This is a genomic window from Streptomyces lincolnensis (assembly GCF_001685355.1).
GTDB classification, from domain to species: Bacteria; Actinomycetota; Actinomycetes; order Streptomycetales; family Streptomycetaceae; genus Streptomyces; species Streptomyces lincolnensis.
Genome location: NZ_CP016438.1, coordinates 5,528,926 through 5,543,647, shown reverse-complemented (window position 1 = coordinate 5,543,647; position 14,722 = coordinate 5,528,926). Strand labels below are relative to the sequence as shown.

General features: G+C 69.0%; 17 protein-coding genes. 3 read left to right on the top strand and 14 right to left on the bottom strand.

Going from position 1 to position 14,722, the window contains the following annotated elements; translation table 11 throughout:
- Positions 1 to 39 precede the first annotated feature (39 nt).
- The 3 genes from SLINC_RS24770 to SLINC_RS24760 all read right to left on the bottom strand — a co-directional run bounded on the left by SLINC_RS24770 (position 40) and on the right by SLINC_RS24760 (position 3,461).
- Positions 40 to 615 (bottom strand): SigE family RNA polymerase sigma factor, encoded by a 576-nt coding sequence (locus SLINC_RS24770; protein WP_067437196.1) that lies wholly within the window; start codon positions 613 to 615, stop codon positions 40 to 42.
- A 498-nt stretch (positions 616 to 1,113) separates the two neighbouring features.
- Positions 1,114 to 2,184, bottom strand: coding sequence for an aspartate-semialdehyde dehydrogenase (locus SLINC_RS24765; RefSeq protein ID WP_067437194.1), 1,071 nt, complete (start codon positions 2,182 to 2,184; stop codon positions 1,114 to 1,116).
- Complete coding sequence (locus SLINC_RS24760; RefSeq protein ID WP_067437191.1) at positions 2,184 to 3,461, bottom strand: aspartate kinase; 1,278 nt, start codon at positions 3,459 to 3,461, stop codon at positions 2,184 to 2,186. The genes SLINC_RS24765 and SLINC_RS24760 overlap by 1 nt, the downstream gene beginning before the upstream one ends.
- 198 nt (positions 3,462 to 3,659) lie before the next feature.
- On the opposite strand from SLINC_RS24760, the gene SLINC_RS24755 reads away from it, so the two are divergent.
- Together SLINC_RS24755 and SLINC_RS24750 are read left to right on the top strand one after the other, a co-directional pair.
- Complete coding sequence (locus SLINC_RS24755; RefSeq protein ID WP_067437189.1) at positions 3,660 to 4,367, top strand: response regulator transcription factor; 708 nt, start codon at positions 3,660 to 3,662, stop codon at positions 4,365 to 4,367.
- Positions 4,364 to 5,716: a sensor histidine kinase gene (locus tag SLINC_RS24750; RefSeq protein WP_067437187.1), complete on the top strand. Its 1,353-nt coding sequence runs from the start codon at positions 4,364 to 4,366 to the stop codon at positions 5,714 to 5,716. The genes SLINC_RS24755 and SLINC_RS24750 overlap by 4 nt, the downstream gene beginning before the upstream one ends.
- An 82-nt stretch (positions 5,717 to 5,798) precedes the next feature.
- Here the strand turns inward: SLINC_RS24750 and SLINC_RS24745 are convergent, their stop codons facing one another.
- Positions 5,799 to 6,308, bottom strand: coding sequence for an SgcJ/EcaC family oxidoreductase (locus SLINC_RS24745; protein WP_067437185.1), 510 nt, complete (start codon positions 6,306 to 6,308; stop codon positions 5,799 to 5,801).
- 162 nt (positions 6,309 to 6,470) lie between these two features.
- Positions 6,471 to 6,659: a hypothetical protein gene (locus SLINC_RS24740; protein WP_067437181.1), complete on the bottom strand. Its 189-nt coding sequence runs from the start codon at positions 6,657 to 6,659 to the stop codon at positions 6,471 to 6,473.
- A gap of 133 nt (positions 6,660 to 6,792) precedes the next feature.
- Here SLINC_RS24740 and SLINC_RS24735 point away from each other — a divergent pair, with 133 nt between their 5' ends.
- On the top strand, positions 6,793 to 7,509 hold the full coding sequence (locus tag SLINC_RS24735; RefSeq protein ID WP_067437178.1) for a sulfite exporter TauE/SafE family protein: 717 nt from the start codon (positions 6,793 to 6,795) through the stop codon (positions 7,507 to 7,509).
- 24 nt (positions 7,510 to 7,533) lie between these two features.
- On the opposite strand, the gene SLINC_RS24730 is transcribed toward SLINC_RS24735, so the two are convergent.
- From SLINC_RS24730 to recR, 9 genes are all read right to left on the bottom strand, one after another.
- On the bottom strand, positions 7,534 to 8,112 hold the full coding sequence (locus tag SLINC_RS24730) for a Uma2 family endonuclease (protein WP_067437175.1): 579 nt from the start codon (positions 8,110 to 8,112) through the stop codon (positions 7,534 to 7,536).
- Positions 8,113 to 8,162: 50 nt separating this feature from the next.
- Entirely contained in the window at positions 8,163 to 9,119 is a 957-nt protein-coding gene (locus SLINC_RS24725; RefSeq protein WP_067437173.1) for a hypothetical protein, read from the bottom strand.
- Positions 9,120 to 9,411: 292 nt separating this feature from the next.
- Positions 9,412 to 9,594: a DUF397 domain-containing protein gene (locus SLINC_RS46175; protein ID WP_079164707.1), complete on the bottom strand. Its 183-nt coding sequence runs from the start codon at positions 9,592 to 9,594 to the stop codon at positions 9,412 to 9,414.
- On the bottom strand, positions 9,587 to 10,405 hold the full coding sequence (locus SLINC_RS24720; protein WP_067437171.1) for a helix-turn-helix domain-containing protein: 819 nt from the start codon (positions 10,403 to 10,405) through the stop codon (positions 9,587 to 9,589). The genes SLINC_RS46175 and SLINC_RS24720 overlap by 8 nt, the downstream gene beginning before the upstream one ends.
- 135 nt (positions 10,406 to 10,540) lie before the next feature.
- Entirely contained in the window at positions 10,541 to 12,607 is a 2,067-nt protein-coding gene (locus SLINC_RS24715; protein WP_067437170.1) for an NB-ARC domain-containing protein, read from the bottom strand.
- Positions 12,604 to 12,999: a hypothetical protein gene (locus tag SLINC_RS24710; RefSeq protein ID WP_067437168.1), complete on the bottom strand. Its 396-nt coding sequence runs from the start codon at positions 12,997 to 12,999 to the stop codon at positions 12,604 to 12,606. Before SLINC_RS24710 ends, SLINC_RS24715 begins: the two co-directional genes overlap by 4 nt.
- Positions 13,000 to 13,032: 33 nt before the next feature.
- A complete protein-coding gene (locus SLINC_RS24705; protein ID WP_225988378.1) occupies positions 13,033 to 13,395 on the bottom strand; it encodes a hypothetical protein in 363 nt (120 codons plus the stop codon).
- Positions 13,392 to 14,051, bottom strand: coding sequence for a DUF5063 domain-containing protein (locus tag SLINC_RS24700; RefSeq protein ID WP_067437165.1), 660 nt, complete (start codon positions 14,049 to 14,051; stop codon positions 13,392 to 13,394). Before SLINC_RS24700 ends, SLINC_RS24705 begins: the two co-directional genes overlap by 4 nt.
- Positions 14,044 to 14,643 (bottom strand): recombination mediator RecR, encoded by a 600-nt coding sequence (recR, locus tag SLINC_RS24695; protein ID WP_067437162.1) that lies wholly within the window; start codon positions 14,641 to 14,643, stop codon positions 14,044 to 14,046. The genes SLINC_RS24700 and recR overlap by 8 nt, the downstream gene beginning before the upstream one ends.
- Positions 14,644 to 14,722 lie beyond the last annotated feature (79 nt).

Sequence of the window (14,722 nt, the reverse complement as noted above, 5' to 3'; positions counted from 1 at the left end):
GCAGATGACGCCGCCCCTCGGTGTGGTCCTTGTCCCCGCTCATGCCGGTGCCTCCATGGCGACCCGCAGGGCGGCGATGCCGCGCGAGCCGTACGCCTTGACGGAGCCCAGCGATATCCCGAGCGTCTCGGCGACCTGCGCCTCGGTCATGTCGGCGAAGTACCGCAGGACCAGGACCTCGCGCTGGCGGCGCTGGAGGCCCTTCATCGCCTTGATCAGGGAGTCGCGCTCCAGCTGGTCGTAGGCGCCCTCCTCGGCGCTGGCCATGTCGGGCATCGGCTTGGAGAGCAGCTTCAGGCCGAGTATGCGGCGGCGCAGGGCCGAGCGGGAGAGGTTGACGACCGTCTGGCGCAGATACGCGAGGGTCTTCTCCCGGTCACGGACACGTTTGCGCGCGGAGTGGACGCGGATGAAGGCCTCCTGGACGACGTCCTCGCAGGAGGCGGTGTCGTCGAGGAGGAGGGCGGCCAGGCGCAGCAGCGAGCTGTAGTGCGCCCGGTAGGTCTCCGTGAGGTGGTCGACGGTGGTCCCCGCCGCCACCGTGTCCTCCGCGCCGTCGCGCTGGTTCGGGATGCGGGCGGGCCGCGCGGCGGGCATGGGCGCGATCACCGGCATGCCGCCGGGCGTACCGGGCATGCGGGGTCGGAGCGCCGCGCCGGCCGGCCGGAGGGCCGCGCCGCGGGGAGCTGCAATGAAGTCGAGTACCTCAGCCACGCCAGTTGGACACACGTGACCCCATCAGGGTTGTACGCGACTGTCCGTCTTCTGTCAGGCAGCACAACTGACCGTGCGTCAAACGCGCTCATGCCCTACCCGCTCTTCCCCTATGTCCTGAATGACCGGAGCGTCCCCACGCCCCGTGAAACATCCCCGCGCCCCCTGAAAGGGCGTCCGCAAAGACGCTCCCCGCCCACCGCATGGTTGCGGAGGACGGGGAGGCAAATTTTCGAACGCCTGGACGGCACGATTCAAGTGGTACGGACCATCGTCCGCATCACACGTTTCACACAGATCCTACAAACGAACGCGGTTTCGGCCAGGACTTTTCCGGCGGTAACCGCTCCCATCACCACGTGTCTCGCGTTACACCCAGCGTCGCAGCCGGCTGAAACGTCACAGGAACTCCGCCGCCACCAGCTCCGCGAGCTGGGCGGTGTTGAGCGCGGAGCCTTTGCGGAGGTTGTCCCCGCACACGAAGAGTTCGAGAGCGGTGGGGTCGTCGAGCGCCCGCCGCACCCGGCCGACCCAGGTCGGATCGGTGCCCACGACGTCGGCCGGCGTGGGGAACTCCCCCGCCGCCGGGTCGTCGAAGAGGACCACACCGGGGGCGGTGGCGAGGATCTCCCTCGCCTTGCCGACGGTGACCTCGTCCTCGAAACGGGCGTGGACGGTGAGGGAGTGCACGCTCACCACCGGCACCCGTACGCAGGTCACGGCGACCGGCAGCCTGGGCAGTCCGAGGATCTTGCGGGACTCGTTGCGGACCTTCATCTCCTCGGACGACCAGCCGTCCTCGTCCAGGGACCCCGCCCACGGCACGACGTTCAGCGCGACCGGCTCCGGGAACGGCCCGGTGTTGTCGCCCACGGCCCGCCGTACGTCACCGGGACTGGTCCCGAGTTCCGTGCCGGCGACCAGGGACAGCTGCTGCCGCAAGGTCTCGACACCGGCGCGTCCGGCGCCGCTGACGGCCTGGTAACTGGACACCACCAGTTCACGCAGCCCGAACTCGGCGTGCAGCGCGCCGAGGGCGACGATCATGGAGAGGGTCGTGCAGTTGGGGTTGGCGATGATGCCGCGCGGCCTGACGCGGGCCGCGTGCGGATTGACCTCGGGCACCACGAGCGGCACGTCCGGGTCCATCCGGAAGGCGGCCGAGTTGTCCACGACGACGACCCCGCGGGCGGCGGCGATCGGCGCCCACTGCGCGGCCACCTCGTCCGGTACGTCGAACATGGCGACGTCGACCCCGTCGAAGGCCTCCTCCGACAGGGCCACCACCTCGACCTGCTCGCCGCGCACGGCCAGCTTGCGGCCGGCCGAGCGCGGCGAGGCGATCAGACGGATCTCGCCCCAGATGTCCGCGTGCTGGGACAGGATCTGGAGCATGACCGTGCCGACGACCCCGGTCGCCCCCACGACCGCGAGCGTCGGCCTGCCGGTACGCCCGGCACCCTCGGTCATCAGCGGCCGGTGCCCCCGTAGACGACGGCCTCGTCGCTGTCGGAGTCGAGACCGAAGGCGCTGTGCACGGCGCGCACCGCCTCGGCCACGTCGTCGGCACGCGTGACGACCGAGATGCGGATCTCGGAGGTCGAGATCAGCTCGATGTTCACGCCCGCGTCGGACAGCGCCTCGAAGAAGGAGGCCGTGACCCCGGGGTTGGTCTTCATCCCGGCGCCTACGAGGGAGATCTTGCCGATCTGGTCGTCGTAGCGCAGGGAGTCGAAGCCGATGCCGGCCTTGTTCTTCTCCAGCGCGTCGATGGCCTTGCGGCCCTCGGTCTTCGGCAGCGTGAAGGAGATGTCCGTCAGACCGGTGGAGGCCGCGGACACGTTCTGCACGATCATGTCGATGTTGATCTCGGCGTCGGAGATCGTGCGGAAGATCGTCGCGGCCTCGCCCGGCTTGTCCGGCACACCGACGACCGTGATCTTGGCCTCGGAGGTGTCGTGCGCGACACCGGAGATGATGGCCTGCTCCACCTTCTGGTCCCCTTGCTCGATCGGCTCACTGCTGACCCAGGTGCCCCTCAGCCCACTGAAGGAGGAGCGCACGTGGATCGGGATGTTGTAGCGGCGGGCGTACTCCACGCACCGGTGGAGCAGCACCTTCGAACCGGAGGCGGCGAGCTCCAGCATGTCCTCGAAGGAGATCCAGTCGATCTTCTGCGCCTTCTTCACCACCCGCGGGTCGGCGGTGAACACACCGTCGACGTCGGTGTAGATCTCGCAGACCTCGGCGTCGAGGGCGGCCGCGAGGGCCACCGCCGTGGTGTCGGAACCACCGCGACCGAGCGTGGTGATGTCCTTCTTGTCCTGGCTGACGCCCTGGAAGCCGGCGACGATGGCGATGTTGCCCTGGTCCACCGAGTCCCGGATCCGGCCCGGGGTGACGTCGATGATCCGGGCTTTGTTGTGGACCGAGTCGGTGATGACGCCTGCCTGGCTGCCGGTGAAGCTCTGGGCCTCGTGGCCCAGGTTTTTGATCGCCATGGCCAGCAGCGCCATGGAGATACGCTCTCCGGCGGTCAGCAGCATGTCGAACTCACGCCCGGCAGGCATCGGCGATACCTGCTCGGCGAGATCGATCAGCTCGTCCGTCGTGTCGCCCATCGCGGAAACGACGACGACCACCTGGTGGCCGTTCTTCTTCGCTTCCACGATCCGCTTGGCGACGCGCTTGATGCCCTCGGCATCGGCTACGGAGGAGCCTCCGTACTTCTGCACGACAAGGCCCACGTGCGCTCCTCGCTCAGTCCGTGTGTGTCGGCTCAGTTTAACGAGCGGCCGTCATCCGCCTCCGCGTTCCCGCATGGTGAGACGTCCGGCCACCCGCTCTCGGACTGCACATGCCCTGGCCACACCACCGACACTCGGAAAGTGCCGCGGGTCACAAGCGGAATCTGTGAATTAAGTTTCAAGCACTACTGTGCGGCTGTGCACGTTCTACTCGTGGAAGACGATGAGCCGGTCGCCCAGTCGCTGCGGCGCGGCCTGATCCGCTACGGCTTCGAGGTGGACTGGGTCTCCACGGGCGCGGCCGCACTGGCCCACCCGGAGCCCTACGACGTCGTACTCCTCGACCTCGGTCTGCCCGACACCGACGGGCTCGACGTCTGCCGGGCGCTGCGCGGGCGCGGTGACGTGCCGATCATCGTGATCAGCGCGCGCAGCGACGAGACGGACCGGGTGGTGGGGCTGGAGCTCGGCGCCGACGACTACGTCTCCAAGCCGTTCGGGGTGCGCGAGGTCATCGCGCGGATACGAGCGGTGATGCGGCGCACGCAGCCCCGTACGGAGGCGGCCGCCAACGGCGCCGCGCCCGCACCCCCCGGCCCCGACCGGTACGGCTCCCGCCTGACCGTCGACCGCAAGGCCGCCCGCGTCCGCCTGGACGGCGAGGAGGTCGCCCTCGCGCCCAAGGAGTACGACCTGCTGGCCTTCCTCACCGAGGAGCCGGGCGCGCTGATGTCGCGCGAGCAGATCATGGAGGCGGTCTGGGACGCGAACTGGTTCGGGCCGACGAAGACGCTGGACGTGCACGTGGCGGCGCTGCGGCGGAAGCTGAAGGGCGCGATCACGATCGAGGCGGTCCGCGGGGTCGGCTTCCGGCTGGAGATCGTCCAGGACGACGAGCCCTCGTGAACCGCCAGCTCATCCGCAGTTACATCCTGCTCGTCGCGGTGGCGATCTTCCTGTTCACGGTGCCGGTGGCGTTCACGCTCACCAGTCAGCTCCGGGGCGACACCCTTCAGTCCGTGCAGCGCGAGGCCAAGACCATGGCACTGCTGCTGGGCAGCGACGACACCGCCTCGTGCGAGGCCCTGGAACAGATGGCCACGGCCTACGGCAAGGAGACGCACGGCACGGTCCAGGTGACGCCCACCCCCACCTGCGAGCCGGACCTGCCGCGGCCCGAGCGGGACGCGGACCTCACCCGGACCGTGCGGGACGACACGCCCACGCACGACTGGGGTTCCGACTTCATCTGGGGCGAGCACCTGGTGGTGACCGTCCCCGCGGACCACGGCGCCGCCGTACGCATCGCGTATCCGACCTCGGAGATGACCTCCAGGCTCTGGCAGATCTGGGGCTTTCGCGCCGGCCTCGCCGCGCTCGTGCTGGGCGCGGCCGCGGTGATCGGCGGGTTCGCCGCCCGCCGTATCACCGCGCCCCTGCGCGAACTCAACGACATGGCCAGCAAGTTCAGCGACGGCGACCTGACCGCGCGCTCCCCGGTCACGGGCCCGCCGGAGACGCAGACCCTGGCCCGCACCCTCAACCAGGGCGCGGAACGCCTGGACACGCTGGTCGCCTCGCAGCGGATCTTCGTGGCGGACGCCTCGCACCAACTCCGCACCCCGCTCACGGCGTTGCGGCTGTCCCTGGACAACATCGCGGACGGCGTGGACGACGAGTTCGTACGCGAGGACGTGGAGCAGGCGACGGCCGAGGTGGTCCGGATGAGCCGCCTGGTCAACGGCCTGCTGGTGCTGGCCCGGGCCGAGGCGAAGGTCACGGCGCCGGAACCGCTGTCCCTCGGAGACATCGTGGACGAGCGCCTGGCGGTGTGGAGGCCGGCCGCCGACGAGCGCGGAGTCACCGTCGCGCCCATGGGGAGTATCGACGGCCGGCTGCTGGTGATGTCCTCTCCCGGTGCCTTGGACCAGGTGCTGGACAACGTGTTCTCGAACGCCCTGGAGGTGTCACCGGACGGCGGCACGATCACCGTTCGGGCTCAGGCTCGGGGCGACGAGGTGGTGCTGTCGGTGCTCGACGGGGGCCCCGGCATGTCGGATGCCGAGAAGTCCCGCGCCTTCGACCGCTTCTGGCGCGGTCAGGGTCTGACCGGCCGTTCCGGTTCGGGCCTCGGGCTCGCCGTCGTCAAGCAACTGGTGACCGACGACGGCGGATCCGTGACGCTGCGGGACGCTCCCGGAGGCGGCCTCTGTGTGGAGATCCGCCTGCGGGCCGCGCCGCGAGGTGGGGGCTGAGCCTGGGGGGAGTGGGCCCAGCCCCGGTCTGAGGGCCTCGGGAGGCCGGGCCTTGGGAGGCCGGGCCTCGTGAGGCCGCGGCTCACTTCTCCGGCATCGCCGAGGAGTGGTGGTTGACGATCAGCCACTTGCCGCCGATCTTCTCGTACGTGTAGGTGTAGCGGGCCTCGACCATGCGCTTCTCACCGGTGTCGTGGTCGGTGAGCGCGAACCTGTACACACCGGTGTCGATCGCGGAGTTGCTGTCGAGGACGTTGACGATCGTCTTGACCTTCGTACCGACCGGCTTGTTCGCCAGGAAGTGGTCGAAGTAGTCGACGATCTGGGCTCTGTCCGTGCGGACCTGGTTGGAGACGGTGGGCAGCAGGACCGCGTTCTTCGCGTAGAGGTCCGCGACCTTGTCCGAGTCACGGGTCTGGAGTGCCGCGTTCCAGGTGTCGAAGAGCGAGGCGATCTGCGCCTTGGTCGCCTTCTTGCCCTTGGGCGCGTGGTCCTGGCCGGCCATGCTCACGCCGGCGGTGACGGTGCCTACCGCGACGAGGGCGGTGGCGGTGACGACGGCTGCGCGCTTGGTTATGGAACGACGGGTCATCGCTGTCTCCAGTGCTTGCGGTTCGGCTGGTGTCTCCCCCTCCGCGTTCGGTGCGGTGTGGAGTGACTCCAGATTCGCGTTCCGCCGGTTAGGGCCCGTGCAGCCGACGTACAGGGCCGGGACAAGACGCACCCAATTGACGTTCCGTGACCGCTGGATCACTCAGCACGCGGCAGCCGCCTGGCGGTTCCGCAGCAGGGTCACCCCGGCCCCCAGCGAGACGACCCCCATGCCCACGGCCGTCAACACGCCCTGCGCGCCGTCCACGACGAAGGGGGCGGCCGCCGCCACGACGAGGTTGAACAGGAAGAGGAACCACAGGGCGGGCTTGGAGGAGAGCAGCGACTTCATGACGGTGTCCTTCGGTACGGGGTACGGGGGTACGGGGTCGTGGACCTGGTGAGATCAACGATCCCGCCCGCCGACGGCCGCCACGAGGGGGTGCCCTCCCGGACCGGGGGTGTAGTGCGCTACACCTTGGGCCATGACACAACTGCTCCTGCCGGCGATCGTGCTGCTCGGTTCCTCCGTGCAGTGGCTGACCGGCATGGGCTTCGCCCTGGTCACCGTGCCCGCGCTCGTCCTGCTCCTGGGCCCCGCGGACGGCGTGGTGCTCGCGAACTGCGCCTCCGGCGCGATCTGCGCGGTCGGCCTGGGAACGGGCCGGCGCCACATACGCCTCACCGCGATGGTCCCGCTCTGCGTGGCCGCGGCCTGCACGGTCCCGGCGGGCACCTGGCTGACCCGCCGACTCCCCGAGTCCGTACTGCTGTTGGTCATGGGCGGCCTGGTGACGGCGGCCGTCGTGCTGGTCATGCGCGGCGCCCGCATCCCCGCCCTGCGCGGCCGCCGCGGCGCGGTCGCGGCCGGCGCGGCGGGCGGGTTCATGAACGCGGCGGCGGGCGTCGGAGGGCCGCCGGTATCCCTCTACGCCCTCAACGCGGGCTGGACCGTACGGGAGTTCGTCCCGAACGCGATGTTCTACGGCGTGATCGTGAACGCCTTCTCCGTGGCCTCGAACGGGATGCCGCACCTGACCGGGACACAGTGGGCCTCGGTGGTCACGGCCATGCTGGTCGGCGGCCTCATCGGCCGGGCCCTCGCGGGCCGGCTCCCGGAGGAACGGGCCCGACTCCTGGTGCTGTCCCTGGCGTTGGCGGGCGGGATCACGGCGATGACGAAGGGGTTGTGGGGCCTGTGACCGCGAGCTTTGTGGGCCCGCCGTTCAGTCCACGAACTCCTTGAGGGGCTCGGTGTCGAGGGTCATGTTCACGGGCTCGGGCAACTTGACGGAGGCACCGAAGGGCAGCTTCTCTTCGTGGCGGTACCTGCCGTCCTCGGGCTGATTGAACACGACGACCGAGCAGTCGTCGCGGTCGATGAGGAGGTAGACGGGGATGCCGGCGGCGGCGTAGCCGTCGGGCTTCTCGACTCGGTCACGTCGGTTGGTGTCGGAGTCGTAGGACGTGATCTCTACGGCCATCAAGGTGCTGTCGGCCTCCGACCACTCACCGTCCCCCTTGAGACCACCGACACGAACGAGCACACCGTCCGCGCGAGCGCGCCCCTTCCGGTAGCGCTCCGTCTTCAGACCACTCTCGGCGTGCAACCACAGATCAGGACGATGCTGCATGCACACTCGTTGCAGCCAGGCGATCATCTCGCGATGGTTGCCGTCCGCCATGGGCTTGACCACGACCTTCCCATTGACGAACTCCAGCCACACGGTCTCCGGGGCATGGCGTTCGAGTTCCTCGAACTCCTCGACAGACATTTGGGGCTGCTGCTCGGTCCTGGGGGTCATGGCGTCGCCTCCTCGGCTCCATGATGCCCCGACCGGCGCCTCCTGCACGCTCACCGCAGACCCGCCGCGCGGCGCAGCGCCTCGACGCGTTCGGTGACGTCGATGACCTCGTCTGCGCCCGGGAGAGCACTGCCGCCACGCGGGCCTGGGAGGAAGGTGTCCGGGACGGCACCGTAGGCCGGGCCCTCCGCCTCGATCAGCTCGATGCACTCCCGGCACAAGCCGCTCACGATCTCCGTTGTCCGCTCGTCCGCGCCACACAGACCACAGGCCATGATCACGCGGCTGACATGGGCGCGCCGGGCAGCCTTCTGCCGGATCTTCGCCTTCTTCGGGGGCATCTTGTTCTCCAGTCGGTTGCGGGCGAGTCCGCCCGGGTTGGCGACGGTGGGCGGCAGTCCGTCGGTCAGCGCCCTGGTGATGTCGAGTGCCGTCGCCCCACGCGACAGCCACTCCTGAGCGAGTGCTTCGAGAGAACGGCAGTCGCCGTCGGACAGCGGCATACGAGGGTCGACCGAACGAAGGTCGGCGAGCGTCCGGTAGGCGCCGCTGGGCTGCTCGACCGGCTCCTCCGCCTCGGGCTGCTCGACGGCCGAGACCGCTTCCTCGATGTCCTCGACCCTCGCCAAGCCCGGCATGTGGTCCTCGGTCACGTCCTTGCCGTGCCGCTCCCGCGCGAAGTCCTCCCACCACTCGACGGACCTGCGGGTACGCGACCAGTACGTGCGTGTGACCCACCGCATCGAGTCGTCCTCGACGGTGATGTGTTCCTTGATCCAGCGCAGGTGGCCGGCGAGGGTGATACGGCCCAGCGAGGTGCGGACGGCCTGCTGGCCGTAGCGGGGGTGCACGGCGGCGATCGCCTTGTAGCCCATCGCGTGGCCCTCGTCGAGGTGGTCGACGAAGACGGCGATCTCGCGGTCGCGGGGGCTCAGGTGTGCGAAGTCCGCGTCGGCGTGCGGGTCTTCGTCACCGGTGAGGCGTTTGCCGTAACCCGTTTTGGCCATGGGATGGGACGGGGACGGCAGTGCAGGGCTAGGCTGGGCGTAAGCCACGATCGAGTGTCCTTCGATCTGTAGGTCAGGCCCCGGAGCCGGTGTTGGCGCACCGACCGGGGCCGAACTATTTGCTTGTTTGCCGCGAACCTAGAGCGGTATTACGTTCCGACGCAAGCCGATCACGGAACGCCACCCGTTCGAGGTACGACGCCCCAACTCACGTACAGGCTTAGTTGGTTGGGTTGGATTTCAACCAGACCAAGAACCCAAAAACCGATGGGAAGAGCTCGAAGCCCGAGGCTCAAGCTCCGGGCTGAACTGCGGAAATGAACGCCTGCCAGGCAGGAGCGGCAAGGGTGATCTCAGGACCGGCGGCGAGCTTGGAGTCACGGACGTGGGTGCGATCGGCGAACGCTACTTCGACGCAGGCACCGCCCTCGCTGTCGCTGTAGCTCGACTTGAACCACTTCAGCTGGTCACTCACGACTGTCCACCATCCGCTCGATGAAACGGGCCGACTCGTCCGGGGCAAGGGCTTGTGTGCGGATCATGCTAAGCCGCTCCGTCACCCGACTGACAACCCCCGGATCAGCCGACATCTCGCTGACGAACGCCCCCTCCGCGAAGGCGAATCGCTCGTGGTCCCGGGTCTCCAGGAGCACCATGGCCCCCTCCAGCGCGGCGGGGATGGCCCGTTCGAAGGGCAACACCTGCACCACCACGTTCCGAAACCGGGAAACTTCCAGCAGTCGGCGCAGTTGCTCAACATCCACCTGCGGGACGCGCAGTACGGCCTCGAAAAGGACGAAGCTCAGTCCCACCGTCGGCTTCTGCCGGTTGAGGATGGCCTGCCGCTCCAGGCGGGCCGTGATCCGCTCCTCGACGGTCTCCTCGTCCAGGGGTGGGGTGCGATTGTCGATGAGGGCACGCGCGTACGCCTTCGTCTGCAACAGCCCAGGCACAAGGGAGACTTCGTACCACCAAAGACTGGTCGCCTCCCTCTCCCGCTCCATGAAGTCCTGCGCCCGCGCCGGGAACTTCTCCCGGTTCACGAACTGCTTGCCCGCGCTCAACAGCCCTTGCGCACCGCACAGTTCGTCCGCCACGTCGAGCACGCGCGGTGTCGGCCTGCGCACGCCGCGCTCCATGGACGCGATGGTCTCCGGGGAGTAGTTGGCGGCCGACGCGAGCTGCTCCCGGCTGACATCCGCCTTCGCGCGCCAGCGTTTCAACTGGTCACCGCTGTACCGCCAGGCCGCAGGAGCTTGGGAATGGGAGTTGTACTGGCCCACCACAGCACCCACCTCCGACCGGCACACCCCGGTGTGTACCGCAGTCACTACCGAGCGTAGCCTCCGGTGCCTCGACGTGTGACCGAGATGAAGGCAATTGGCCTGGCAGGCGCGCATATGGATGTCGCATGGATCAACTCAAGTGTCGTCGGCCGGGGCGATACGCACGACAAGCGCGGCAAGGGCGTCACGGAACCGACTACCGACTTCGCTGCCGGCGAGTTCCTGCTCCGTCTCGGCGAGCAGAGCAATGGCCAACTCCCGAGCTTGTTGAGGGTGTCCTGCGTCCACCAGCAGTTGCACGATCCGAACACGCGCCGTCAGTCCCGACAGATCCATGCTGTCGGGCGGCACCGAGTACTTCTCCAGATACTCCTGGGTCATCCGAATAGCTCCGGCAAGATCACCCGTAGTCTCGCGGACACCACCGAGTTCCCACATGAGGTCGAGGACTGTCTCGCTGAACGCACCGTCCACTCGGATCGCCTTGATGAGCAATCGCTCGATCTCAGCGGCCGCTCGTACCGCGTAGCGATCGGGATCCGACTCGGCCCTCATGCGCCATCCCTGGGCCACCACAGCGTCGGCGGCGAGGATCACCGGGTCGTCGCCGCCAAGGGCACGCTCCGCTCGGCGGGCGTTCCTCGCTGCCAGGGACAGCCCACCGCTGATGTCCCCCAGATTCAACTTCAGCCTGGCCAGAGATGTCCGTGCGTTGAACGTCCGCCGGGCGTTGCGCCCAAAGACGCGTTTGGCCACGGCCACGTTCTCTGTCAGTAACCGCACCGCGCGGCCGGGCTCGGTCTCCCGGCAACGGTGAGCGACACATTGACGCGCGAGCAGAGTGATCGGGCTCCGTGGCCCCAGGACCCGCTCGGCGCCGGTCATCGCAGCCTCGTGCAGTTCGCTGGCACGGCCGGGCGACAGATTCGTCGCGTACCAGTTACCGACGGCGATGGTCAGCAGTAGCACGCCCTCCGACGCCATCTTCCCGTGGCCGTGCTCGGCGAGTACCTCCGCATGCGTGATCCATACAGAGCCGAGCATGGCCTGCTCGCGCCCGAGTAGCAGACCAACGGCTTCCTCGTAGGTCTCAGCGGCGTCTTCACCCGTCCGCGATATTGCCTGCACCAACCGGTGCACCGATATGGTCTCGTCCTCGTGCAGGCGGATCATGCTGTGCGCAGCGAGGCGGCGCAGAGCCTCGGTGATGTCCGACTCGTCGGCCAGTGGTGCGACGTACGCCCGTGGGATCCCGTCCGGAGCCCACCAGGCGATGACTCGCAGGATGGTCTCGGCGAGCGGCGTGTCCGCCAGACGATCCATGGTCACTCGCCACACGCGGGCGACCGTCCGCAGCCCGTCCACTCCCTCGGCTGTGTTCGCGAGGACCCGCTCGGGGGAGCGGGCCAGCAGTTCCAGATAGGCGCGAGGAATGATGCGGGCTTCCGCACAGTACGCCGCGGCCTGTTCCACGGCCAGCGGCAGACACCCCAGCTCGCCACACAGTTCCTGGACGTCCTGAGCCGGATCGCCATATATCCGTTCGAACAGCTCGACCGCCTCGGCCGGTCCGAGCACATCGACCGGCAGCGTCTCGGCGATCCCGTGCCACCCTGTCGCCCGCCGCGTCGTGATCAGGAAACGCCCACCAGCGATCCGTCCCAGCAGAGGTCGCACGTCCACCGGATCGGAGACGTTGTCCAGCACCAACAGCCAACCTGTGTGGGTCCCCAGCCACTGCACGGCTCGCTCCGCCAGCGCCTCCTGCGACAGCACATCCCGCAGAGCCGGCTGGAGCGCAACCGCCAGCCCCGCCAGCCCGGACTCGATCTCCAGCGGCGTCACGGCGGTAATCCACCACACCGGGTTGTACGACGCCGTTTTCCCCGCCGCCCACTTGGCCGCCAGCGTCGACTTTCCGATGCCGCCCAGACCGTGCACCGCCTGGACGACCACGCCGCCCGTTCGCTCGAACGCCGTGTCCAGGCTCCTGAGTTCTGGTCTGCGTCCGACGAACAACCCTGCCCGGTCAGGCAGGTTGACCATGTTCGGCGGAGCCTGTGGCAGCTCGAACGCCTCCGGTGGGAGAGTCAGGGACCTCTCCGTGTAGTGCGCGACCGCGCCGTCCCCGGTGACTGCCTGCCGGATGGATCCGGCCGCAGCGATCGAACGGTCCCCGGACGCCTCCGCCGCCCCGCTCACGCGTCCCCCGTAGACACCGCCCCGATGTCGCCCCCGGCCGCGACGGAACGCTCACCGGAGGCAGTGACGGGCCCGCTCGCCGGGGGCGGCGTCGAGGTGGGCATGGTGGCCGGGGGTGCCAGGGAGGCCCCGTCCCCCGTCACGGCGGAGCCGATGCCGCCGCCCGCGGCGACCGACCTCGTACCGCTCGCGGTCACCGCAGCCGTGGGCGCCGGAGCGAAGAGCGCGTACACCGTCAGCGCCAGTCCGAGGAGCCCCGCGGTGCCCCCGGCCACACTCGCCCAGGGATCCGCCGCGTCGACGTCCAGCAGCCCGCCGACGACCAGTCCCACGGCTCCCGCGACGCAGAGGCCGACTCCCGTCCACACCAACGCTCTCGACCGACTCGCCATACGCCCATCATGAGGGAGGCAGGGCCCGCCCCGTCACGCGGTTTCGGACCCGCTCCGTACGACCTGCGCCACGCACACGGCCGCGGCGACCGCCCCGACGACACCCGCGGACATCAGGCCGCGGGAGGAACGCCAGGACAGCGCCGACCACTTCGACTGCGCGGACAGTACGGACCCGGTACTCAGCACCGATCCGGCGGAGATCCACGACAGGGCGGAACCGATCGACCCCGCCGACAGGGCGCTCCCGATCGAGCCGACCGACAGGGCCGAGCCCACGGAGCCGATGGACAGCACCGAGCCGACCGAACCGATCGACAGCACCGAGTCCTTCGACCACAGGGACAACAGGGAGTTCTGGGAGGCGCGGGGCGCCGGTACGGGCAGCCTGGTCACTTGATCGACCGCATCCCCAGCGGCTCCGCGATCTCCTCCATCATCACCTTGCCGGCCTCGAACTCCAGGGTCTCGTCCCCCATGGCCTGGTCGGTGTCGAGGCCGTCCAGTTCCTCCAGGGGCTGGTTCAGGCGGACATGGGCGACCACCGACTGCAAGGCCCTGAGCGTCGCCGACGCCGTGGAGCCCCAGTTGGAGAAGTAGGAGAACTGCCACCACCACAGGGCCTCGGTGGTGCGGCCGGCACGGTAGTGGGCCATGCCGTGGCGCAGGTCGGCGACGACGTCGGCGAGGTCGTCGGAGATCCGGGCGGGCACGGGGGCCTTACGGGGCTCGTAGGGGTCGAAGACCTCGGAGTAGACGTCGACCGGCTCCAGCAGGCGGGCGAAGTTCTCGCGGAGCTGGTCGACGTCCGGTTCCGGGCCCAGGTCGGGTTCGTAGCGCTCGTCGGGGACGATGTCCTCGTGGGCGCCCAGGCGGCCGCCGGCCAGGAGCAGTTGGGAGACCTCCAGGAGGAGGAAGGGCACCGCCGAGTCCGGCTCGTCGCCCTTGGCCACCTCTGTGACGGCCACCAGGAAGCTCTCGACCTGGTCGGCGATCTGGACCGCGAAGTCGTCCGGATTCTGGCTGTTGACGTGCAGTGTGGCGTCAGACATCTAGGAGTCGTCTCCCCTCGAAGGCGCGGCCGAGGGTCACCTCGTCCGCGTATTCCAGGTCACCACCCACCGGGAGGCCGCTGGCCAGGCGGGTGACCCTGAGGCCCATGGGCTTGATCATGCGGGCGAGGTACGTGGCCGTCGCCTCGCCTTCGAGATTCGGGTCGGTGGCGAGGATCAGCTCGGTGACCGTGCCGTCCGCCAGCCGCGCCAGGAGTTCTCGGATCCGCAGGTCGTCCGGGCCGACGCCCTCGATGGGGCTGATCGCGCCGCCGAGCACGTGGTAGCGGCCGCGGAACTCACGGGTCCGCTCGATCGCCACCACGTCCTTCGGCTCCTCCACCACGCAGATGACGGTCGGGTCGCGGCGGGTGTCACGGCAGATGCCGCACAGCTCTTCCTGTGCCACGTTGCCGCAGGTCGCGCAGAAGCGGACCTTCGCCTTGACCTCCATCAGGCACTGCGCGAGACGGCGTACGTCCGTCGGCTCCGCCTGGAGGATGTGGAAGGCGATCCGCTGCGCGCTCTTGGGACCGACGCCGGGCAGCCGTCCCAGCTCGTCGATGAGGTCCTGGACCACGCCTTCGTACAACGGACTGCCCGTCCTTCCACTGCTTGTCGAGGGACCCGTCGAGGGTCCTTCTGTCCGTACCGTAGTTGGCCGTTGCCCT

Excerpts from the sequence above, each read along its gene's own strand:
- SLINC_RS24765 (WP_067437194.1), bottom strand. The coding sequence starts at position 2,184 with ATGACCGAGGGTGCCGGGCGTACCGGCAGGCCGACGCTCGCGGTCGTG.
- SLINC_RS24745 (WP_067437185.1), bottom strand. The coding sequence starts at position 6,308 with ATGACCCGTCGTTCCATAACCAAGCGCGCAGCCGTCGTCACCGCCACC.
- SLINC_RS24700 (WP_067437165.1), bottom strand. The coding sequence starts at position 14,051 with ATGTCTGACGCCACACTGCACGTCAACAGCCAGAATCCGGACGACTTC.
- SLINC_RS24740 (WP_067437181.1), bottom strand. The coding sequence starts at position 6,659 with ATGAAGTCGCTGCTCTCCTCCAAGCCCGCCCTGTGGTTCCTCTTCCTG.
- SLINC_RS24710 (WP_067437168.1), bottom strand. The coding sequence starts at position 12,999 with ATGGCGAGTCGGTCGAGAGCGTTGGTGTGGACGGGAGTCGGCCTCTGC.
- SLINC_RS24725 (WP_067437173.1), bottom strand. The coding sequence starts at position 9,119 with ATGGCCAAAACGGGTTACGGCAAACGCCTCACCGGTGACGAAGACCCG.
- SLINC_RS24770 (WP_067437196.1), bottom strand. The coding sequence starts at position 615 with ATGCCGGTGATCGCGCCCATGCCCGCCGCGCGGCCCGCCCGCATCCCG.
- SLINC_RS24735 (WP_067437178.1), top strand. The coding sequence starts at position 6,793 with ATGACACAACTGCTCCTGCCGGCGATCGTGCTGCTCGGTTCCTCCGTG.
- SLINC_RS24730 (WP_067437175.1), bottom strand. The coding sequence starts at position 8,112 with ATGACCCCCAGGACCGAGCAGCAGCCCCAAATGTCTGTCGAGGAGTTC.